Origin of the sequence: Herbaspirillum sp. SJZ099, assembly GCF_007828355.1 — a bacterium.
Taxonomy (GTDB): domain Bacteria; phylum Pseudomonadota; class Gammaproteobacteria; order Burkholderiales; family Burkholderiaceae_D; genus Herbaspirillum.
The window spans coordinates 438,669-461,659 of record NZ_VIUO01000004.1; the positions used below are offsets into that span (position 1 = coordinate 438,669).

General features: G+C 65.6%; 13 protein-coding genes. 8 read left to right on the forward strand and 5 right to left on the reverse strand.

The features are described 5' to 3' along the window. Positions 1 to 47: 47 nt before the first annotated feature. The gene (locus tag FB597_RS12165; protein ID WP_186442778.1) at positions 48 to 1,415 is read right to left on the reverse strand and encodes an ATP-binding protein; all 1,368 of its coding nucleotides are present in this window, start codon (positions 1,413 to 1,415) and stop codon (positions 48 to 50) included. A 5-nt stretch (positions 1,416 to 1,420) separates the two neighbouring features. Then, entirely contained in the window at positions 1,421 to 2,158 is a 738-nt protein-coding gene (locus FB597_RS12170) for a response regulator (RefSeq protein ID WP_183405758.1), read from the reverse strand. A 209-nt stretch (positions 2,159 to 2,367) separates the two neighbouring features. Here FB597_RS12170 and FB597_RS12175 point away from each other — a divergent pair, with 209 nt between their 5' ends. The 5 genes from FB597_RS12175 (at position 2,368) to FB597_RS12195 (ending at position 12,889) form a co-directional block, all read left to right on the forward strand. Continuing rightward, entirely contained in the window at positions 2,368 to 2,916 is a 549-nt protein-coding gene (locus FB597_RS12175) for a Spy/CpxP family protein refolding chaperone (protein WP_141912604.1), read from the forward strand. Positions 2,917 to 3,386: 470 nt separating this feature from the next. Beyond that, complete coding sequence (locus FB597_RS12180; RefSeq protein ID WP_144769665.1) at positions 3,387 to 4,928, forward strand: MdtA/MuxA family multidrug efflux RND transporter periplasmic adaptor subunit; 1,542 nt, start codon at positions 3,387 to 3,389, stop codon at positions 4,926 to 4,928. A gap of 9 nt (positions 4,929 to 4,937) precedes the next feature. After that, positions 4,938 to 8,081 (forward strand): MdtB/MuxB family multidrug efflux RND transporter permease subunit, encoded by a 3,144-nt coding sequence (locus FB597_RS12185; RefSeq protein ID WP_141912607.1) that lies wholly within the window; start codon positions 4,938 to 4,940, stop codon positions 8,079 to 8,081. A gap of 12 nt (positions 8,082 to 8,093) precedes the next feature. Beyond that, the gene (locus FB597_RS12190; protein WP_144769666.1) at positions 8,094 to 11,333 is read left to right on the forward strand and encodes an efflux RND transporter permease subunit; all 3,240 of its coding nucleotides are present in this window, start codon (positions 8,094 to 8,096) and stop codon (positions 11,331 to 11,333) included. Between the two features lie 23 nt (positions 11,334 to 11,356). After that, entirely contained in the window at positions 11,357 to 12,889 is a 1,533-nt protein-coding gene (locus tag FB597_RS12195) for an efflux transporter outer membrane subunit (RefSeq protein WP_144769667.1), read from the forward strand. A 2-nt stretch (positions 12,890 to 12,891) separates the two neighbouring features. Here FB597_RS12195 and pabB read toward each other — a convergent pair whose 3' ends face one another. Continuing rightward, positions 12,892 to 14,727: an aminodeoxychorismate synthase component I gene (pabB, locus tag FB597_RS12200; RefSeq protein WP_144769668.1), complete on the reverse strand. Its 1,836-nt coding sequence runs from the start codon at positions 14,725 to 14,727 to the stop codon at positions 12,892 to 12,894. 139 nt (positions 14,728 to 14,866) lie between these two features. Here pabB and FB597_RS12205 point away from each other — a divergent pair, with 139 nt between their 5' ends. The 3 genes from FB597_RS12205 (at position 14,867) to FB597_RS12215 (ending at position 18,261) form a co-directional block, all read left to right on the forward strand. Continuing rightward, positions 14,867 to 16,270 (forward strand): DHA2 family efflux MFS transporter permease subunit, encoded by a 1,404-nt coding sequence (locus tag FB597_RS12205; protein WP_141912615.1) that lies wholly within the window; start codon positions 14,867 to 14,869, stop codon positions 16,268 to 16,270. 23 nt (positions 16,271 to 16,293) lie between these two features. Beyond that, on the forward strand, positions 16,294 to 17,190 hold the full coding sequence (locus FB597_RS12210; protein WP_144769669.1) for a DMT family transporter: 897 nt from the start codon (positions 16,294 to 16,296) through the stop codon (positions 17,188 to 17,190). An 84-nt stretch (positions 17,191 to 17,274) separates the two neighbouring features. After that, on the forward strand, positions 17,275 to 18,261 hold the full coding sequence (locus tag FB597_RS12215; RefSeq protein ID WP_141912619.1) for a magnesium and cobalt transport protein CorA: 987 nt from the start codon (positions 17,275 to 17,277) through the stop codon (positions 18,259 to 18,261). 77 nt (positions 18,262 to 18,338) lie between these two features. Here the strand turns inward: FB597_RS12215 and FB597_RS20580 are convergent, their stop codons facing one another. Further along, positions 18,339 to 18,878, reverse strand: coding sequence for a BrnA antitoxin family protein (locus tag FB597_RS20580; RefSeq protein ID WP_370454686.1), 540 nt, complete (start codon positions 18,876 to 18,878; stop codon positions 18,339 to 18,341). A gap of 65 nt (positions 18,879 to 18,943) precedes the next feature. Further along, positions 18,944 to 22,966 carry a translocation/assembly module TamB domain-containing protein gene (locus tag FB597_RS12230; protein ID WP_144769670.1) on the reverse strand — a complete coding sequence of 1,341 codons (4,023 nt, stop codon included), beginning with the start codon at positions 22,964 to 22,966 and terminating at the stop codon, positions 18,944 to 18,946. Positions 22,967 to 22,991: the final 25 nt, after the last annotated feature.

The following is a 22,991-nucleotide window of genomic DNA, read 5'->3' on the forward strand; positions in this document are numbered from 1 at the left end:
GGGATGCGCCTTTTGCGTTTGTCCTTTCCCTTTTTCTGCCGGCGGCGTCAGCTTGCGCGGGGTTTCCCGGCGGGCATCACCGGCAGTTCCAGCAGCGCCTCCAGCCCGCCTTCGGCCAGATTGCGCAGCTTGAGCGAACCATGATGGTTCTCGGCGATGTTGAGCGCAATCGTCAGCCCCAGTCCGGTACCGCCGGTGTCGCGCGAGCGCGACGCCTCCAGGCGGTAGAAGGGTTCGAACACCGATTCCAGTTCCGCTTCCGGAATGCCGGGACCCTGGTCGCGGATGCGGATGGCGATCTTCTGCTGTTCCAGCGAGACCGATACCCGCGCCAACTGGCCGTATTTGCAGGCATTGTCGAGCAGGTTGGTCAGGCAGCGGCGCAGGGCGCCCGGTTGCGCCATGACGAAGGCGCGGGTGCTGCCTTGCAGCGTCACGTCCTGCCCGGCATCGGCGGCGTCGGCGCAGACGCTGTCGAGCAGCGAGTCGATATCCAGCGCCTGTATCTTTTCCGACGAGTCCATGCTGCGCGCCAGGTCCAGGCCCTCGCGCACCATGCCGTGCATGACCGCAAGATCGTCGATCAGCCGTTGCTGCAGTTCGGGATCGGCGACCTTTTCCAGCCGCAGGCGCAGGCGCGTCAGCGGCGTTTGCAGGTCGTGCGTGATGGCGGCCAGCATGTGGGTGCGGTGCTGGATCTGGCGCCGGATGCGCGCCTGCATCGCATTGAAGGCATGCGCCGCCTGGCGGATCTCGCTGGGGCCGGTTTCCGGCAGCGGCGGATGGTCGATGTCGCGCCCCAGTTCGGCCGCCGCCTGCGCCAGCTTGCGGATCGGGCGGGTCGCCATGCGCGCCACCAGGTAGGCCAGGATGGCGATGAGGATCAGGAACAGCGCGATGTATTGCAGCCCATACGGGCCGCTGCGGCCGCGCATGACCGGCGGTTCGCCCGGCTGGTGCAGGCGCAGCCGCAGCAGGCTGTGGTCGTGCAGGCTCACGTAGACTACGCGGCAGATTTCACGGTGCGGGGCTTCGGCCCGGTAGGGCGAAGCGCATTCGGTCTCGCGCTGCACCGCGATCTTGCGCTCGCTGCCCAGCCGCGCCTGCAGGATGTCGATCACCGGGCCGGTGCTGGCATTGGCGCCAGCCGCGTCGTTCATGTCGCCCACGATATTCGCTTCGAAGCCGAAGTTGGCGGCGGCTTGCAGAACGATGGGGCGCTGCTCGGCCGGAATATCGTCGACCGCCTGCACCAGCTGCTCGATGCGCTCGGCCAGATGCTGGAAGCGCAGTTCGCGCAGCGAACTCTTGCGCTCGTTGGACGCCAGCCAGGTGGTGGCGGCGATGGCCACCACGATCCCGGCCAGCAGCAGCACGAAGATGCGGTTGCCGATGGAGCCGGCGAAATCCTTCAATCCCTTCATGGCGCGCGGCCCGCGCCTTCCGCCGTCACGGCTGTGGCCAGCACGTAGCCTTCGTTGCGCACGGTCTTGATGATCGCCGGCGTGCGGGCGTCGTCGCCCAGTTTCTGGCGCAGGCGGCTGATCTGGATATCCACCGAGCGGTCGAACGGGTCGGACTCGCGGCCCTGGGTCAGCTCCAGCAACTGGTCGCGGTTGAGCACGCGGTTGGGATGGTCGAGGAATACCTTGAGCAGGCGGAACTCGGCGCCCGACAGCGCCACCACCACGCCATCCCGGTTTACCAGGTGGCGCGCGGTCAGGTCCAGCGTCCAGTGGGCAAAGCGCATGGCCGCCGCGTCCGGCTGCGCCATGTTGGGCGGCAGCGCCTGCGTGCGGCGCAGCACGCTGCGGATGCGGGCGAACAGTTCGCGCGGCTCGAAGGGCTTGGCCAGGTAATCGTCGGCGCCCATCTCCAGTCCCAGGATGCGGTCCAGCGGCTCGCCGCGCGCGGTCAGCATGATCACCGGCACGTTCGACGTGGCGCGCAGGTTGCGGCACAGGGTCAGCCCGTCCTCGCCCGGCAGGGTCAGGTCGAGCACGATCAGGTCGATCCGGGACTCTTCCAGCGTCTTGCGCATCTCGGCGCCATTAGTGGCGGTCAGCGTGCGCAGGCCGTTGCTGTCCAGGTATTCGGCCAGCAAGGTGCGGATGTCGCGGTCGTCGTCGACGATGAGAATGTGAGTATTTGTATCCATGAATGGGATTATGCCGAACTTGCCAGGCCGTGGAGCGGCGATTTGTATCGCCTCTTAACAAGGGTAGGCGCCGACATAAAACGATACTTCGGCGGCTTGCCGATATACAAAACGATACAAATGACGCCACAGGGGAAAAATTGGCGATACACGCGGCCGGTTTAATGGGAACCGTGCAAAGACAGCACGACATCACAAAGGAGTAAATCATGTCGAATTTCAAGACCCGCATCCTGGCCGGCATCGCCGCAGCGAGCATCAGCGCAGTGACCGTGGCGGCATTCGCCCAGGTCCCGCCGCCGGAAGGCCAGCACGGCCGCGCTCCCAGCGCCGAGCAAATCGCCAGGTTCGAGCAGATGCGCGCCAAGCGCCAGGCCGAGCTGCACGACAAGCTGAAGATCACCGCTTCCCAGGAAGCCGCCTGGAAGCTGTTCCTGGACAAGACCCAGCCGGCCCCGTTCGACCCGGCCGCGCGTCCGAGCAAGGAAGAGTTCGCCAAGCTGACCACGCCTGAGCGCCTGGACAAGAAGCTGGAGTTCATGCGCAAGCGCGAAGCCTTCGCCGAGCAGCGCATCGCGGCCACCAAGGAGTTCTACGCCGCCTTGTCGCCGGAACAGCAAAAGACCTTCGATACCGAGTTCGCCAAGATGGAACGTCATCACTTCGAGCGCATGCAGCATGAGCGCAAGGGCTCCTTGCATCGCGGCGACCACGGCGGCAAGCCGGCGCCCGACGCAACCGCACCGGCAGCCAAGTGAGGTGTGAAGTGAGGTGTGAAGTGAGGTGTGAAGTGAGGCGCGCCGTGCCGTGCGGCAGGGCCGCGTGAAGCCTGGTCGCCGCGCCCGGAAGGTTTTCCGGGCAGGTGACCCCGGCAAAAGCCTTGCGGCGCCCACCGCAAGGCTTTTGCATGTCGGCCCCCAGCCGCGCATTTGGCGGGTATTTGGGCGTCTGTTATTCGTGGCGCGCCGGCCGTTTGCTGGGTACACTGCGAGCCACCCGCAACGGCTGTGCACGGCAGGTGGGCGGTATGCCGGCGCATTGCCTGCAATGCAATATTCTTGCCCGGTTCATGGCGCCGCATGCGCCGTGGCGGAGTACACCGGATGAGGGCCTGGCCGGCCATGGCCAGGCCCTCATCCCGTGTCCTTTGCGACTTTCAGGCCAGGGCGTCCGCACGGGCGCTCTGGCCGGGACTTTCCTCCGCGATCAGTAGGTTGGTTTTCATCACATGACAAACACAGCAAATTCCGGGCAGCCATCCCCTTCCAATCCCACCCCGCCACAAGGCAGCCGGCCGCCATCCGGGGGCAGCATCCTGCGGCGCTGGTGGTTCTGGGTCATCGTGCTGGCGATCGTCGCTGGCGCCGGTTACAAGTACTGGACCAAGAAAAAGGCCGATACGGCGCAGATGGCCGCCATGGGGATGAGCCCCGGCGCCCGTCCGGGCCCGGGCGGGCCGCGCGGCGGCGGCCCCGGGGCCCAGACCATGCCGGTAGGGGTGGCCAAGGCCAGGGTGCAGAACGTCGATATCTACCTCAATGGCCTGGGTTCGGTGACGCCGATGGCCACCGCGACCGTGCGCGCCCGCGTGGATGGCCAACTGCTGAAGCTGCATTACAAGGAAGGCCAACTGGTCAAGGCCGGCGACCTGCTGGCCGAGATCGACCCGCGCACGTTCCAGGTGGCGGTGACCCAGGCCGAAGGCCAACTGGCGCGCGACCGCGCCTTGCTCAATTCGGCCCGGCTCGACCTGAAGCGCTACCAGACCCTGCTGGCGCAGGATTCCATCGCCAGCCAGCAGGTCGACACGCAAGCCTCGCTGGTCAAGCAATACGAAGGCGCGGTCAAGACCGATGAGGGCGCGCTGGCCAGCGCCCGGCTGCAATTGTCGTTCGCGCGCGTGACGGCGCCCATCAGCGGCCGCCTCGGCCTGAGGCAGGCCGACGTCGGCAACAACATCACCACCGGCGATACCAACGGCCTGGTGATCATCACCCAGCTGCAGCCGATCACCGCCATCTTCAGCATCCCGGAAGACAATATTCCCAGCGTGCTGCGCCAGCTGCAAAGCGGGCGCAAGCTGCCCACCGAGGCCTGGGACCGCGAGCAAAAGAAAAAGCTCGCCGACGGCATGCTGCTGACCATCGATAACCAGGTCGACGCCACCACCGGCACGGTCAAGTTGAAGGCGCAGTTCCCCAACACCGACTACGCGCTGTTCCCCAACCAGTTCGTCAATATCCGCTTGCTGCTCAGCACCGAAGAGGGCGCCACCGTGATCCCCAGCGCGGCGATCCAGCGCGGTTCCAAGGGCCTGTTCGTGTATGTGGTCAAGGACGACAATACCGTCACCGTGCGCAACATCAAGACCGGCGCGGTGCAGGGCGACGTGACCGCGGTCACCGATGGCGTGGCCGCCGGCGAGACCGTGGTGATCGACGGCATCGACCGCCTGCGCGAAGGCGCCAAGGTGGAAGCCGTGATGCGCGGCAGCGCCGACGATCCGACCAACAAGCTGACCGCCGAAAACCCGAATGCGCGCCGCCACGGCAAGAGTAACCAGGGCCAGGGCGGTCAGCCGGGCGGGCCAGGCGACATGTCGGTAGAAGAGCGCCAGAAGCGCTGGGCCGAACTCAACAAGCGCATCGACGCCGGCGAGTTCGGCGAAGAGATCAAGAAGCTGCCCGAAGACCAGCGCCGCCAGAAGATGATGGAGTTGCGCCGCCAGCGCGAAGCCGCTGGCGGCAACGGCAATAACGGCAGCAAATAAGGCGCCCGCATGAATCCATCCCGCCAGTTCATCCTGCGGCCGGTCGCCACATCGCTGTTGATGCTGGCGATCCTGCTGGTGGGCATCGTCGCCTACCGGCAATTGCCGGTGTCGGCCTTGCCGGAAGTCGATTACCCGACCATCCAGGTCACCACGCTCTATCCCGGCGCCAGCCCGGACGTGATGACGTCTTCGGTCACCGCGCCGCTGGAACGCCAGTTCGGCCAGATGCCCGGCTTGAAGCAGATGTCGTCCACCAGCTCGGGCGGGGCGTCGGTCATCACGCTGCAGTTCAACCTCGACCTCAGCCTCGACATCGCCGAGCAGGAAGTGCAGGCGGCGATCAATGCCGGCGGCAACCTGCTGCCGTCCGACCTGCCGATGCCGCCGGTCTACAGCAAGGTCAATCCGGCCGACACGCCCATCATCACGCTGGCGGTCACCTCCAAGACCATGCCGCTGCCCAAGGTGCAGGACCTGATCGATACCCGCCTGGCGCAAAAGATCTCGCAGCTCTCCGGGGTCGGCCTGGTCAGCCTCTCGGGCGGCCAGCGCCCGGCGGTGCGCCTGCAACTGAACCCGCGCGCCATCGCCGCGCTGGGCCTGAACCTGGACGACATGCGCACCGCCATCGGCAACGCCAACGTCAACCAGGCCAAGGGCAGCTTCGACGGCCCCGCGCGCGCCTCCACCATCGACGCCAACGACCAGTTGCGTTCGGCCGACGAGTACCGCAACCTGATCATCGCCTACAAGAACGGCGCGCCGATCCGCGTCTCCGACGTGGCCGACGTGGTCGACGGCGCCGAGAACGTGCGCCTGGGCGCCTGGGCCAACGCCCAGCCGGCGGTGATCGTCAACATCCAGCGCCAGCCCGGCGCCAACGTGATCTCGGTGGTCGACAGCATCAAGAAGATCCTGCCGCAGCTGCAAGCCAGCCTGCCCGGCGCGATCGACGTGCACATCCTGACCGACCGCACCACCACCATCCGCGCCTCGGTGGCGGACGTGAAGTTCGAGCTGATGCTGTCGGTGATGCTGGTGGTGATGGTGATCTTCGTGTTCCTGCGCAATGTCCCGGCCACCATCATTCCCAGCGTGGCGGTGCCGCTGTCGCTGGTGGGCACCTTTGCGGTGATGTATATCGCCGGCTTCTCGATCAACAACCTGACGCTGATGGCGCTGACGATTGCCACCGGCTTCGTGGTCGACGACGCCATCGTGATGATCGAGAACATCTCGCGCTACATCGAAGAGGGCATGAAGCCCATGCAGGCGGCCCTGAAGGGCGCCGAGCAGATCGGCTTCACCATCATCTCCCTGACCTTCTCGCTGATCGCGGTGCTGATCCCGCTGCTGTTCATGGGCGACGTGGTGGGGCGGCTGTTCCATGAATTCGCCGTCACGCTGGCGGTGTCCATCCTGATCTCGGCGGTGGTGTCGCTCACGCTCACGCCCATGATGTGCGCGCGCCTGTTGCGCCACCAGCCGGAAGAAGAGCAGGGCTGGTTCTACCACAAGAGCCAGCTGTTCTTCGACCGCGTGATTGCGCGCTATGGCGTGATGCTGGAGTGGGTGCTGAACCGCCAGCGCCTGACGCTGCTGGTCGCCCTCGGCACGCTGGCGCTGACGGTGCTGCTGTATGTGTTCATCCCCAAGGGCTTTTTCCCGCAGCAGGACACCGGGGTGATCCAGGGCATTTCCGAAGCCTCGCAATCGGTGTCGTTCGGCGCCATGGGCGAAAAGCAGCAAGCCCTGGCCAAGGTGGTGCTGGAAGACCCGGCGGTGGAAAGCCTGTCGTCCTTCATCGGCGTGGATGGTACCAATGCCACCCTGAACAGCGGCCGCATGCTGATCAACCTGAAGCCGCACGGGGAGCGCGATGTTTCCGCCGCCGACGTGATCCGCCGCCTGCAGCCCACGCTGGCCAGGCAGGTGCCGGGCGTGACGCTCTACATGCAGCCGGTGCAGGACCTGACCATTGAAGACAGCGTCTCGCGCACGCAATACCAGTTCACGCTGGAAGACGCCGACCCGGACACGCTCAGCGCCTGGGTGCCCAAGCTGATCGGACGCCTGCAACAGGCGCCCGAACTGGCCGACGTCGCCACCAACTTGCAGGACAAGGGTTTGCAAGCCTATGTCGAGATCGACCGCGACGCGGCGTCGCGGCTGGGCATCACCACCGCCGCCATCGACAATGCCCTGTACAACGCGTTCGGCCAGCGTCTCATTTCCACCATCTACACGCAATCGAACCAGTACCGCGTGGTGATGGAGGTCAAGCCGGAGTTCCAGCTCGGCCCGTCGGCGCTGGGCAGCATCTACCTGGTGACCTCCAGCGGCAACCAGGTGCCGCTGTCGTCGATCGCCACCGTCACGGAGCGCACCGCGCCGCTGGTGGTCAACCATATCGGCCAGTTCCCGGCCGCGACCATTTCGTTCAACCTGGCGCCGGGCGCCTCGCTGGGCGAGGCGGTCAAGGCCATCAAGGCGGCCGAGGCCGAAATCGGCATGCCGGATTCCACCGTGACCAATTTCCAGGGCGCGGCGCTGGCGTTCCAGGCCTCATTGTCCAATACGCTGTGGCTGATCCTGGCGGCGGTGGTGACCATGTACATCGTGCTGGGCGTGCTGTATGAAAGCTACATCCACCCGATCACCATCCTCTCGACGCTGCCGTCGGCCGGGGTGGGCGCGCTGCTGTCGCTGATGATTTCCCGCACCGACCTGGGCATCATCGGCATCATCGGCATCATCCTGCTGATCGGCATCGTCAAGAAAAACGCCATCATGATGATCGACTTCGCGCTGGAGGCCGAGCGGCATGAAGGCAAGAGCCCGCGCGAGGCGATCTACCAGGCCTGCCTGCTGCGTTTCCGGCCGATCCTGATGACCACCATGGCGGCCTTGCTGGGCGCGCTGCCGCTGATGCTGGGCACCGGCGTCGGCTCCGAGCTGCGCCAGCCGCTGGGCATCACCATGGTCGGCGGCTTGCTGGTGTCGCAGGTGCTCACGCTGTTCACCACACCGGTGATCTACCTCGCGTTCGACCGCCTGGCGCGCCGCCTGCGCAAGCGCTTCGGCCAGCAGGAGCCGGGCCATGACGACGACCATGACGGCAAGGCGCCATCGCTGCCGCCGGCCGTGTAGATCCGGGGCACCATGAACATCTCGCTCCCTTTCATCCGGCGGCCCATCGCCACTACCTTGCTGACGATCGGCGTCGCGCTGTCGGGCATGGTGGCGTTCCGCCTGCTGCCGGTGTCGCCGCTGCCGCAGGTGGATTACCCGACCATCTCGATCTCGGCCTCGATGCCCGGCGCCAGCCCGGAAACCATGGCCGCCACCGTGGCCACGCCGCTGGAACGGGCCATGGGCTCGATCGCGGGCGTGACCGAGATGACCTCGACCAGTTCGCAGAACTCGACCCGCATCACGCTGCAGTTCGACCTCAGCCGCGACATCGACGGCGCCGCGCGCGACGTGCAGGCGGCGCTCAACGCGGCGCGCAACCTGTTGCCCACCGGCATGCCGAGCAATCCGACCTACCGCAAGGTGAATCCGGCCGACGCCCCGATCATGATCCTGGCGCTGACCTCGGACACCCTGACCCAGGGCCAGATGTACGACGCCGCCGACAGCATCGTGGCGCAGAAATTGTCGCAGGTGCGCGGAGTGGGGCAGGTCAGCGTGGGCGGCAGCTCGCAGCCGGCGGTGCGTATCGAGCTGAACCCGACGGCGTTGAACAAGTACGGCATCGGCAGCGCCGACGTGCGCACCGCGGTGGCCGCCACCAATGCCAACCGGCCCAAGGGCATCCTGGAAGATGGCGCACGCAACTGGCAGATCTACGCCAACGACCAGGCCAAGACCGCCGCCGAATATGCGCCGCTGATCGTGTCCTACCGCAACGGCACGCCGGTGCGCGTGCGCGACGTGGCCGAGGTGCGCGACTCGGTGGCTGACGTGCGCAACGCCGGCTCCGCCAACGGCAAGCCGTCGGTGCTGGTGATCGTCAACCGCCAGCCCGGCGCCAACATCATCGACACCGTCGACAGCGTCAAGGAACTGCTGCCGCAATTGCAGGCATCGATTCCCGCCGCCATCGACATGAAGGTGGTGATGGACCGCACGCCCACCATCCGCGCCTCGCTCAAGGAGACCGAGTTCACCCTGATGCTGTCGGTGGCGCTGGTGATCATGGTGGTGTTCCTGTTCCTGCGCAATGTGCGCGCCACGCTGATCCCGGCCGTCGCCGTTCCGGTGTCGCTGATCGGCACCTTCGGCATCATGTACCTGGCCGGTTTCAGCCTGGACAACCTGTCGCTGATGGCGCTGACGATTGCCACCGGCTTCGTGGTGGACGACGCCATCGTGGTGCTGGAAAACATTTCGCGCCACATCGAGGCCGGCATGAAGCCGGTCAGGGCCGCCATGCTGGGGGCGAGGGAAGTCGGCTTCACGGTGCTGTCGATGAGCATCTCGCTGATCGCCGTGTTCATTCCCATCCTGCTGATGGAGGGCATCGTCGGCCGCCTGTTCCGCGAGTTCGCCATCACGCTGTCGGTGGCCATCCTGGTGTCGCTGGTGGTGTCGCTGACCACCACGCCGATGATGTGCGCGGCGCTGTTGCGTCACGACCCGCGGCAGGACGAAGAACGGCGCCGGCGGCGCCATCCGCTGCTGCAGAAGATCGCCAGCCAGACCGAGCATATCTTCAACGACATGCTGCTGGGCTATGAGCGCTCGCTGGCCTGGGCGCTGCGCGCGGCGCCCCTGATGATGCTGATTTTGCTGGCCACCATCGCCCTGAACGTCTATCTCTACAAGGCCATTCCCAAAGGCTTTTTCCCGCAGCAAGATACCGGCCGCCTGGTGGGCGGCATCCGCGGCGACCAGGCGATTTCCTTCCAGGCGATGAAGGTCAAGCTGAACGAGTTCATCGAGATCGTCAAGGAAGACCCGGCCGTGGCCGACGTGGTGGCCTTCACCGGCGGCCAGCGGCGCAACGGCGGCAATATGTTCGTGACCCTGAAACCGCTGTCCGAGCGCAAGATCTCGGCCGACCGCGTGATCGGGCGGCTGCGCATGAAGCTGGCCCACGTGGCCGGCGCCAGCCTGTTCCTGGTGCCGGTGCAGGATATCCGCGTCGGCGCGCGCCAGAGCGATTCGCAGTACGAATACACCCTGAAGTCCGACGACCTCAACCTGCTGCGCATCTGGGAGCCCAAGATCCGTCTGGCCTTTTCCAACCTGAAGGAGCTGGAGGACGTCAGCACCGACCAGCAGGACAAGGGATTGCAGACCACGCTGACCATCGACCGCGAAACCGCCATGCGCGCCGGCGTGACGCCGCAACTGATCGACTCGACGCTGTCGGACCTGTTCGGCCAGCGCCAGATCTCGACCATCTACAGCGGCATGAACCAGTACCACGTGGTGATGGAGGCGGCGCCGCAATACTGGCAAAGCCCAGAAATCCTGAAGAACACCTACGTCAGCCTGGCCGGATCGAGCAACCTGTCGCCGACCACCTCGATCCTGTCGACGCCGCCGGCGCTGTCGGCTTCGGGCAAGCTCAACGCCAATACCGGCCTGGCGCAGACCATCTCGACCGCGGCGTCCACCCAGATCCCGCTGGCGGCGTTCGCCAGTTTCGCGCCGACCAACACGGCGCTGGCGGTCAACCATGAAGGGCAGTTCGTCGCTTCCACGCTGTCGTTCAACCTGGCCGAGGGCGTCTCGCTGTCGCAGGCCACCGAGGCCATCGAGCGCGCCATGGCCACGCTGGGCGTGCCGACCGATGTGCATGGGGCTTTCTCCGGCACCGCCAATGCCTTCCAGTCCTCGATGTCGAGCCAGCCCATCCTGATCCTGACGGCCTTGCTGGCGGTGTATATCGTGCTGGGCATCCTGTATGAAAGCCTGATCCACCCGATCACCATTCTCTCCACCTTGCCGTCGGCCGGCGTGGGCGCCTTGCTGGCGTTGATGTTTACCGGCACAGATTTCAGCCTGATCGCGCTGATCGGCGTGATCCTGTTGATCGGCATCGTCAAGAAGAACGCCATCATGATGATCGACTTCGCGCTGGATGCCGAACGCAACCGCGGCATGTCCCCGCGCGATGCCATCTTCGAGGCCTGCAAGCTGCGCTTCCGGCCGATCATGATGACCACCATGGCCGCGCTCCTGGGCGCGATCCCATTGGCCATCGGCCATGGCGACGGCGCCGAGCTGCGCCAGCCTCTGGGCATATCCATCGTCGGCGGCCTGGTGGTGAGCCAGTTGCTCACGCTCTACACCACGCCGGTGGTCTACCTGTACATGGAACGCCTGCGCGCCTGGGGCCAGCGCCGCTTCGGCCGCAACAAGAACCAGACCGAAACCTCGGCGGCATGAACGCTGCCGCCATGGAGAAACGCATGAAACCGCAACAACGCAACGCCGCCCGCCAACTGCCTCCGGCCATCAAGCCGCTGCTGCTGGCGCTGGCCGCTTCCTTCTCGCTGGCTGCCTGCTCGGTCGGCCCCGACTATGTGCGTCCGCAAATGGACGAGGCGCCGGCCGTCTTCAAGGAAGGCCAGAACTGGAAGCCGGCCCAGCCGCGCGAGCTGACGGCCGACGGCAAGTGGTGGGAAATGTTCGGCGATGCGCAACTCAACGCGCTGGTGGCGCAGGTCGATATCTCCAACCAGAATCTGGCGCTGGCCGAGGCCAATTTCCGCAGCGCCCTGGCATTGGTGCAGAGTTCGCGCGCCGCCTATTCGCCCACGCTGGACGCGTCGGCCTCGGCCACGCGTTCGCGTTCCGGCAGTTCGTCCTCGTCCTCCTCTTCGTCCGGCAGCGCCGGTGTGCGCAATTCGTATGCCTTCGCGCTCAATGCCTCGTGGGAGGCCGATATCTGGGGCAAGCTGCGGCGCGATGTCGAAGCCAGCCAGGCCAGCGCCCAGGCCAGCGCGGCCGATCTGGCCGCGGCGCGCCTGTCGGCCCAGGCGGCATTGGCGCAGAATTACCTGCAATTGCGCGTGCTGGATGCCCAGCAAAAACTGTTGGACGATACCGTCGAGGCTTACCAGCGCTCTTACCAGCTCACGCTCAACCAGTATGCCGCCGGCGTGGCCGCCAAGTCGGACGTGATCCAGGCGCAGAGCCAGTTGAAGTCGGCCCAGGCGCAGGCGCTGGACAACGGCGTGTCGCGCGCCCAGCTGGAGCACGCCATTGCACTGCTGGTCGGCAAGACGCCATCGACCTTCTCGTTGCCCAAGGCGCCGCTGACGGCGGTGGCGCCGCCGATCCCGCAGGGCGTGCCGTCGATGCTGCTGGAGCGCCGCCCCGACGTGGCGGCCGCCGAGCGGCGCGTGGCCGCGGCCAATGCCAATATCGGCGTGGCCAAGGCGGCGTATTTCCCCAGCCTGACGCTGTCGGCTTCGGGCGGTTACCAAAGCTCCAGCTTCGCCGACTGGTTCTCGCTGCCGGGGCGCGTATGGTCGCTCGGCCCGCAACTGGCGCAGAGCATCTTCGACGGCGGTGCGCGCCGCTCCGCCACCGACCAGGCCATCGCTGCGTATGACGGCACGGTGGCGCAATACAAGCAGACCGTGCTGACCGCCTTCCAGGCCGTCGAAGACAACCTGGCCGCGCTGCGCATTCTTGAGCAAGAGGCGGCGGTGCAGGACGAAGCCGTACAATCGGCCCGCCAGGCGGTGACGCTGGTCCTCAACCAGTACAAGGCCGGCACCGTCAGCTATGTGAACGTGATCACCGCACAGGCCACGGCATTGTCGGCCGAGCGCTCCGCGCTGGATATCCTGAACCGCCGCATGGCGGCCAGCGTATTGCTCGCCACCGCCCTGGGCGGAGGCTGGGATGAAAACAGCCTGGCCGATCTGGCGCCGCTGGCGGAGCAGAGCGAGGCCAAGGCGAAGGGATTGAAGGAGAACGCGGCGCTGCGTTGAGGCTAAAGCTCAAGCGTTGCCTTGACCGCCCCGCGCAGCGCATTGCACACCACGATTGCCTCGGCCCGCATCAACTCCCCGCGGCTGACCGGGCGTTCGACGGCATCCCACGCCGGATCGGCCAGCAGCACCGAACGCATCACCCCCGGCAGCAAGCCCGCTTCCAGCGGCGGCGTCACCCAGCGCCCATCCAGTTTGACGAACACGTTGCTGCGGCCGCCCTCCGTCAGATCGTCCTTTTCATTGAAGAACAGCATGTCGAAGCCGCCGCGTTGTTCGGCGTCTTTCCACGCCGCATCGTAGGTGGCGCGGTGGGTGTTCTTGTGGCGCAGGAAGAAATCGCTGCTATCGGTGGCATGCGGGGCAAGGAAAATTTTCACGCATTCGTCCAGCGGCGCCAGCGCCGCGTGCTGGATGGTGATGCCGCCTTGCGCGTCTAGCGCCAGCCGCAGGCGGTATGCCGCCGCGCTGTCGAACCAGGCGCAGGCCTTTGCCAGCGCGGCATGGATTGCCGCTTCGTCGAAGTTGAAGCCGAAGGCTGCCGCGGAGGTGCGTAGGCGTTGCAGGTGCAGGTCGAGATGCCGGCATCCCTCGCGCGTGGCGTGCATGGTTTCGAACAGGCTGAATGCATGGCCGAGGCCGGTCAAAAAGCGGGCCTTCAACTGGCATTCGGCGTATTCGGAGGCGGCATCGCTGTCATGGACGATGCCGGCGCCCACACCCAGCACGCCGCGGCGCAGGCCGCCTTTCGGCGCTTGCAGTTGCAGCGTGCGGATCGGCACCGACAGGCAAAAGTCGCCGACCGCATGCCCGCCGGCGCGCGGCGCGTCGAACCAGCCGATGGCGCCGGTATAGAGCCCGCGCGGCGTGCTTTCCAGTTCGTCGATGATTTCCATGGTGCGGCGCTTGGGCGCGCCGGTGATCGAGCCGCAAGGATAGAGCGCGGCGATGGCGCCGGCCAGCGTGATGTCCGTGCGCAGGCGGGCGCGGATGGTCGAGGTCATCTGCAGCACTTGGCCGTAGCGCCGCACGTCGAACAGGTGCGGCACCTGCACCGAGCCGGGCGCGGCGATGCGGCCCAGGTCGTTGCGCAGCAGGTCGACGATCATCAGGTTTTCGGCGCGGTTCTTTTCGTCGCCGGCCAGCGCCAGCGCGCGGCGCGCATTGATGGCGTCGGCATCCGCATCGGCGGCGGGCGCGGCCGGCGCCGTGCCTTTCATCGGTTTGGCCTTGAGCATGCCGCCGGCATGGGCGACGAACAGTTCCGGCGAGAACGACAGCACGGCGCTGCCGTCTTCGCAACATACCAGCGCGCCATACGGCACCGGCTGGCGTGCGCGCAGCTTGCGGTAGAGTGCCAGCGGGTCGCCGTAGGCATCGAAGCGCAGGCGATAGGTGTAGTTGACCTGGTAGGTGTGGCCGGCGGCGATGTAGTCGTGGATGCGGGCGATGGCGGCGCTGAATTCGGTTTCGCTGACGCTGGCGGCCACGTTGGCGATGCCGGCCGGTGCAATTTGCTCTTGTTGCGCCAGCCATTGGTCGGTTTCGGCGGCGCTGAGGCGATCGCAGCGTTGGAACAGCATCACTTTGGCCAGAGGGCCGCCGGCATGCTTGTGCGGCAGCCCCTGCATGGCGGCGCCCAGTTCGTAATCCCACAGGGCCAGCGCATGTTGCCCGGCGGCCAGCGCTTGTTCCATCTGCGCCAGCAGCGCCGGGAAGCCGGCGGCGTCGGCGCAGGCCAGCGTACGCAGGTGGCCGGTGTACAGGCGCGAGCGCGGCTCGGCCGGGGTGGCCAGGTGGTCGTCGAGCAGGGCGAAACAGGCGGGGCAGGCGGTCATAGGCGCAATCGGATGGAGCAGGCAGGCACGCCGCGCATGGAGGCGGCGTCCGGCAGCATCATAGCGTAAAAGGTATACTTGCCAACTTGCCCGGCGAGCCGCTGCCGGGCCACTTCATGTCAAATTGCCAATATCGCCGATGGCCATCCCTCGTACTTTCGTTGTGCCCCTGATCGTCGCCTGCGCGCTGTTCATGGAGCAGATGGATTCCACCGTGATCTCCACATCGCTGCCCGCGCTGGCGCTGGACATGGCGGTCGATCCGATCTCGCTGAAGCTGGCCCTGACTTCCTACCTGGTGAGCCTGGCGGTGTTCATCCCGATCTCCGGCTGGATGGCCGACCGTTTCGGTTCGCGCACCATTTTTCGCTCGGCGATTTGCGTCTTCATGCTGGGTTCCATCCTGTGCGGCGTGTCGTCCACATTGCCGCAGTTCGTCGCGGCGCGCTTTTTCCAGGGTATCGGCGGCGCCATGATGGTGCCGGTGGGGCGCCTCGTGATCCTGCGCAGCGTGGAAAAGGCCAACCTGGTCAAGGCCTTGTCCTACCTGACCATTCCGGCGCTGTTCGGGCCGGTGCTGGGGCCGCCCCTGGGCGGCTTCATCACGACATACTTCCACTGGCGCTGGATTTTCTTCATCAACATCCCCATCAGCATCCTCGGCCTGTACCTGGCCGCGCGCTTCATCCCCGACCTCAAGGCCGAGCAGGTGCCGCCGCTGGACTGGCCCGGCTTCGTGCTGTCGGCGCTGGGCTGCTCGTTGCTGATGCTGGGGCTGTCTACTGCCGGCCGCCATCTGGTCTCGGGTGAAGTCTCGCTGGCCTGCGTGGTATTGGGCATCTTGTTCCTGATCGCTTATGTGTGGCACGCGCGCCGCGCCGCCGCGCCGCTGATCGACCTGACGTTGCTGAAGATCCCGACCCTGCAGGCGGGGGTGTTCGGCGGCTCGCTCTACCGCATCGGCATCGGCGCGATTCCCTTCTTGCTGCCGCTGATGTTGCAGCTCGGCTTCGGCTATACGCCTTTCCATTCGGGGCTGCTGACTTGCGCGGCGGCGGCCGGCGCCATGTTCATGAAGACCGTCGCGTCGCGTTTCTTGCAGCGCTATGGCTTTCGCACCGTGCTGGTGGTGAACGGTTCGCTGGGCATCCTCAGCCTGTGGGCGATTGCCTTGTTCACGCCGCAAACGCCTTATGTCGTGATGATGCTGGTGCTGCTCATCGGCGGTTGCTTCCGCTCGCTGCAATTCACCAGCCTGAATGCGATCTCTTATGCCGATGTCGATAGCCCGCGCCTGAGCCAGGCCACCAGCATGGCCAGCGTGGCGCAACAGCTGTCGATCGGCATGGGCGTGGTGCTGGCCGGTTTCGCGCTGCAGGTTTCCAATGACGTACAGGGCCACGCCACGCTGGTGGCCGCCGATTTCTGGCCGGCCTTCCTGGTGGTGGGCGCGGTGGCGTCGCTGTCGATCCTGATGCTGCGCCGCCTGTCGCCCAATGCCGGATCGGAAATGTCGGGCCGGGCAAACACCAAGTCGGCTTGAGCCGTTCGTTTTAGAAAGTGTCCATGCAACTTAAATATGTCTGGTTCCCGCTGGGAGCCGTCTTGATCTGGGCGGGCAATACCGTCATCAGCAAGATGTCGGCCGGCGTGATCGCACCGGAAGACATTTCCTTTTACCGCTGGGTGCTGGCCGCCGCGCTGATGTCGCCGTTCCTGGCCAGGTCGACCTGGCATGCGCGCGCGCAGATCAAGCCGCACTTGGGCAAGATCCTGGTGCTGGCGCTGCTGGGGATGGTGCTGTTCCAGAGCCTGGCGTATTTCGCCGCCGCCACTTCCTCGGCCACCAGCATGGGCATCATCGCTTCGCTGATGCCGCTGCTGACCTTGTTGCTGAGCATCCAGCTGCTGTCGGAGCCGCCTACTGTGGGCACGGTGAGCGGCGGCGTCTTGTCGCTGTTCGGCCTGGCGGTGCTGATCGGCCGCGGCCATCCGCTGGCGCTGTTCGACCAGGGCGTGGTCATGGGCGACCTGCTGATGCTGCTGGCCACCATCTCTTACGGTTTGTACGGCGTGATGCTGCGCCGCTGGGCCTTGCCGCTGCGTACCTGGCAATTGCTGTACATGCAGGTGCTGATGGCGGTGCTGCTGCTGTTTCCCGGTTTCGTCTTCGGCCACCACTCGCCGGTGACTGCCGATAACTTGCCGCTTCTGCTGTATGCCGGCATCGCCGCTTCCATCGTTTCGCAGTTCCTGTGGATGAAGGGCGTGAACCATCTGGGCGCCAGCCATTGCTCCGTGTTTGTCAACCTGATGCCCGTTTTCACCGTCGCCATCGCGATGCTGGCATTGGGCGAGGAGTTGCACGGCTACCATGCCATCGGCGGCGGCATCACGCTGGCGGGCGTGCTGATGGCGCAGATGTTGCGGCAACGCCTGCCGGGCCGCGCCAAGGCCGGCTGAGGCCGGGGTTGCCGCAGGCATTGCGCATCAGGATGAATACGTGGCACCCTGCGGGGCGATAACGATGAAAACAGGAGCCAGGACATGATCGACGCCGACATGATCGTCAACTGCACGGTCTACAAGAAGGGCAAGAAACTGCGCGAGATCGCCCTCGACGACATCAGCGATGTGTTGGAAGAGGAGGGCACCTTTGTCTGGCTCGGATTGCTCGAACCCAATGTTGAGCTGATGAACAAGATCAAGGAGGAGTTCTGCCTGCACGAGCTGGCGGTGGAAGACGCCTACGCCGCGCACCAGCGCCCCAAGATCGAGGAATACGGCGACACGCTGTTCGTGGTGCTGCATACCGCCCAGCTCTCCGGCGACGAGGTGCAGTTCGGCGAGACCCACATCATGACCGGCCCGCGCTTCGTGATCACGGTGCGCCACGGGGCATCGCGCAGCTATGCCAAGGTGCGCGAGCATTGCGAGATGCTGCCCGAGCGCCTGATGCGCGGCCCCAGTTTCGTGCTGTATTCGATCATGGACTTCGTGGTCGATAACTATCGCCCCATCATGGATAACCTGGAAGCCAGGTTCAGCCAGTACGAGGCCCAGTTGTTCGATCCTTCGGCCAAGACCGGCAAGGCTTACCTGCAGGAGCTGTACCAGCTCAAGCGGCAGCTGATCCGCCTGCGCTCGGCGGCCTCGCCGCTGCTGGACGTGTGCACCCAGTTGCTGCGGTTCCATGAAGGCCTGATCACCAAGGACGGCAAGGCCTATTTCCGCGACATCTACGACCACGTGGTGCGCTTCATCGACACCGGCGACCGCTTGCGCGAAATGGTGGAGTCCGCGGTCCAGATCAACCTGGCCCAGATCACCATCCACCAGAACGAAATCGTGCAGACCCTGGCCGGCTGGGGCGCGATCCTGGCCATTCCGACCATGGTGTTCAGCCTGTACGGCATGAATTTCGCCAACATGCCGGGCCTGAGCTGGCAGTGGAGCTTTCCACTGGTGCTGGCCGGTATCGTTACCTGCTGTTCGTTGCTGTGGCGCAGGTTGCGCAGGGCGGGGTGGTTGTAGCTGTAGCTGACACCGTTGATATGAAGAACGGCAGTTGAAGGATGAAAAAAGAGCGCTTTAAGTGCCGGCTTGGCGCCTCAACGTTGTGGATGTTCGACCAGCCACTGGCGTAATGCGCCATTCATACGGCTTTGCCATCCATCGCCATCCCGTTTGAAGGCTTCCACGATATCTTCGTCGAAGCGCATCGTCACTTGTACTTTGGTACCGCTTCCGGCGGGACGGCCGCGACCGCGCGCCGGCTTCAGGTTGGCAAGCTGCTCGTCGGTCAACGGCTGGGCATCGGGATCGGACAGCGCAGCAGCCGTAATGGCGGCATCTTCTTTTTGATCCGGCAGAATCGTTCCGGGTTTAAGTTTTGGCATAGTGTTGAATCTCCCTTTTGTTCGCCTTGCGTAAGCTGATGATGCGCCGGGTGTTTCACGGTCTATATAAACAACGACATAGAGCCGCATCCGGAGGTAGGCGATAGCGACTTCACGCTGTTCGCCGTAATCGCGCCGATTGTCCAGTGTGACGAATGCCGAGTCCCATTCGATTTGGGCGGCATCAGCGAGCGAGATGCCGTGCTTTTCGAGGTTAATGGCATTTTTGGCCGAATCGAATGCAATTTCCATATTAATTGCAGCTACATAAAATATGCGATGCAAGCATTATTTGTAGTTACAAATAAATGGCTGATTCAGTCGTAACGCAGGTTGAACAGCACGTTCAAGCCAGTGATCGTCCCCGCCCGCACCACCACCGACCAGCGGCGCGACAGTTGCCAGGTGGCTTTGGCGATGCTGGCCGCGCCTTGCAGGCTCTGCTCGTAGCCCAGCGTGATCTTCTCGGTGATGGCCTTGCCCAGGTTGACCACCTGGTCGTCGGTGAGGCCCGATTCGCTGGCGCCGATGGAGAACTGGTCCAGGCCGAAGTCCTTGGCTATACGCTTGCCGCCGAGATTGCCCACCAGCGCCAGCGCCTGGCTGCTGGCGCTGCGCTGGCCGATGCTGGAGCTGTCGGTGCCGTGGCCGAACATCATCCACGACAGCTTTTCATCGTCGGGCACATTGGGTTCGGACACCAGTTGCACGCGCGGCCGGTTGGCGGTGCCGGTCACCGATACGCCGGCTTCGACATCCTGGTTGCGGCGCATGGCAAGGATGTTGATGTTGGGATTGCTGATCGGCCCCTGGAAGTTGATGATGCCGCGCTCGATGTTGAGCTTGGTGCCGAAGGCTTCATAGGTGCCTTCGGCCACGTTGATGGTGCCGGTGGCGCGCAGCGGCGAGAGCGGTTCGCTGCGCACGTTCATGTCGCCGCGCAGCAGCAGGTCGGCGCCGGTGCCGCGGAAGCGGAAGTCGTGGCCGAGGTCGACCGCGATATTCATCACCGGCGCGAACTTGCCGGCCGGCTTCTCGGTGGCGGCTTCCAGCTTCTGCTGCGAGCTGGCGTTGGCGCCGGCCTTGGTCTTGCCGTCGCGGCGCACGATCACCACATCATCGCCCAGCGTGGGCGCGTTGCTCTTGGGCAGGTCGAACAAGGCACGGTCGACGATGAACTTGCCGTCGATGTGCAACTGCTCGTTGATGTTGGCGATCTTGCCCTGGCCCGACAGCATGAGCTGGCGGTCCGGGCTGGCGAACAGTTCCAGCCGGTCGGCGGTGATGGTGGCGTTCAGGTCGGGATTCTCCGCGCCCAGTTGCACCTTGCCCTGGGCGCGCAGCGTTCCCTTGCCGCCGTGGAATTCGATCTGGCGCAGGTCGATCACGTTGTTGTCCATGACGATGCGCACGATGCCGTCCTTGAGCTGTATGCCCTGGTCGAAGTGCGTCACCGCCAGGTTGTCGCCATTGATGGCGCCCGACAGTTTCGGCTGGCCGAGTGTGCCGCCGGCGTTGAACTCGGCGCCGAGCTTGCCGTTGAGGCTTACCTGCGGGCCGATCAGGTCGCCCGTGCGCTTGAGTTCCGGCACTTCCAACTTCGCCTTGAGGTTCAGCGGCGAGGCATCGGCCAGCGCCAGCAGGCCGTCGATGCGCTGCAGGCCCAGCGTGCCGCCCAGGTCGATGGTGCCCACCCGCGCGGCGTCCACCCGGCCGTCCACGCGCACTTGTTGCCCCTGCAGGTCGGCGCGCAGGCGCAGCTCCGACAGGCCGAGCGCGGCTTTGCCGTTGCTGGCGGTCACGCGCATGTCGCCCGATTTGCGCGCCAGCTGGAAATAGCCGCTGGCGCTCTCGGCCAGCGCAAAGTCCCAGTCGCTGTCGAGCACAAGGTCTGTCTTGACCGGCGGCGGCGTGCCGGTGAATTCCTGCACGATCTGCAGCAGGCGGCCGAGATCCAGCGCGCGTACCTGGCCGGCCGAGGCGATGCGGCCCTGGCGCCATGAGAGCCGCTTGAGGTCGAGCGCCATGCGGTCGATTTCCAGCCGGGTAGCACCGGCCTCGAGCGCATCGGCCGAGGCTTCCAGCGCCAGCGGACTGGCCAGGGCGACTTGCGGGAAACCCTTGTTCTGCAGCTTGTCGATGCTGCCGGCCCAGCCGTATTTGCCGCGGGTCTTTTCCGTCACCTTGCCGTGTGCGGCAAAGTCCAGGTCCAGGGGCTGGTCCAGCACCTTGCCGGCGCCATGCAGGGTCAGCGTATGGTTGCCCCAGGTGCCGTCCAGGTTCAGGTCCAGCCTGGACAATTCCGCCTGCGGGCCGCGATAGCCTTCGCCTTGCACCCGCAAGGCCAGTTTGTTGTTGGGCGAGGCGATGCCGGCGGCGAGATCGGTGCGCAGGTCGGTTTCGCCGGCCAGCCGTGCCAGGTGGTGCGGCCCGAACGCCAGTTTTTCGGCCTGATAGGTAGCGTGCAGGTTGGGGCGTTGCTGGGTGCCGGTGAGCTGGCCGTCCAGGCGCAGCAGGCCGGACAGGCCATAACCCAGGCGCTCCAGGTGCGGGGCGTCGACCTTGAGCGTCAGGGCATCCTTGCCGGCGCCGAAGCTGCCGTTGAGGTCCAGCGTATTGCCGGCCACCAGCAGGTTGGCCTTGCTCGGCAGCAGCCGCATGCCGGCCACGCTGATGTCGCCCTGGCCGCTCATGGGCAAGTCGCCGTAGCTGCTGTCACGGATGCCGAAGGCCAGCTTGAGCTTCAATTCCGGCGAGATGGCGCCGCTGGCGTTGAAGTCCATGTTGATCCGGGCCTGCACCGGTTTGGAGGCGGCACTGGCGCCGGGCTTTTTCTTGCCGCCGGCGGCCGGTGCGGGGGCGACCGCATGCAACCAGGCGGTCGGGTCGAAATCCACCAGCCTGCCTTTGATGGCGTAATCCATCGCGCCTGCCGTCTTGAGCGTGCCGGCCGCTTCCACGCGCGACTTGCCGGCGGCCAGCTGGGCCTGGTGCAGCTCCACTTCTTCCGGGCGGATGGTGCTGTCCACGCGCAGTTTGAGCTCGCGGTCGTCCAGCGCCAGCTTGATCTGCTGGGCACCCGGCGCCAGCGTCACGTCCAGCGGACCGGCCAGTTGCGTGGGTTTGAGCTGGCGGTGGATCTGGTTCAGGTCCAGTGCGCTGATGCGGAAGTTGAAGCTGCCGCCCATCTCTTGCTGCTGGCCGGCGGCATCGCTGCCGGGGCGGAATTCGCCGCCGCCGGCGATGCGCGCGTTCCTGGGCAGGCGCAGTTCGAGCGAGGCAATTTTCTGGCGCTGCAGGTCGAGGTCGACATCGGCGCTGGCCGAGAGCAGCGGCAGCAATTGCTGGTCGAGGCTGCCGGGCCTGGCGTTGTCGATGGCGATCTTGCCGGCCACGCGCAAGGCATCGCCGTTGGTGCCGGCCACCGGCGCCAGGTCGGCGCGCACGCGCAGGTCGGCCTGCGGGGCGCCGGCGCTGAAGGCTTGCGGGTTGATGTGCTGCAGGTCGACCTTGGCGCTTTTGAGCGGCACCGGGGCGAACGGCGTGGCTTGCACATCGGCGGTGCCGTTGAGCCTGTCGCCGCTGGCTTTGAGCGCGATGCCCAGATCCTGCAGCGAGCCCGACAGTTGCGCCGCCAGCTGGTATTTCTCCTGCAAGCTGGCGTTCTGGTACTGGCCGGACAGCTCCAGCCCGCCGCTGATGGCGAACGGCGCGCGGCCGTTCAGGTGCAGCAGCGCGGCGGCATCGCCGAACGGCGTGCTCAGGCTGTCGAGCACCAGGGTGTGCTGGGTGCCGTCGGAGTCGCCGTGCAGGCGCAACTTGGATAGCTCGGTGGTGGAGGCGCCCTCGGTGAAGCTGAGCCGCTCCAGCGAAATCTCATGGATGTCCAATGCCAGAGGAATTTCCAGCGAAGCCGGCATGACGCTGGGTTCGGAGGGGGACGGTTGCTGCTTGAGAGTGACCGTGCCCACGCGCAGGTAACGCACGCTGAATTTGCGCTGCAGCGGCGAGAGTTGCCAGTCGGCGTCGATGCGGTCGATATCGAGGATGCGCTGCGCATCCTGGTAATGCAGGTCGCGCAGGCGCAGACCGTCGGCGATGGTGCCGCCCAGCAGTTGGCCCGACAGCTTGCCGCCCAATGCCTGTACCGCGCCGTTCCATACCAGGCGCGCGCCGCTTTCGGTCTTGACGGCATACAGGCCGGCGCCGGCTACTACCAGCAGCGCTGCGGCCAGCGTGGCGCCGCTCCACAGGGCGATCTTGCGGACGCGTCGAGGCTTTTGCCTGGGCGGTGTGGCGTGCGGGTCCGGGGCGGAAGGAGATGCTTGCTGGTCGCTCATGCGTTCTTGCCGTTCAAATCTTGTC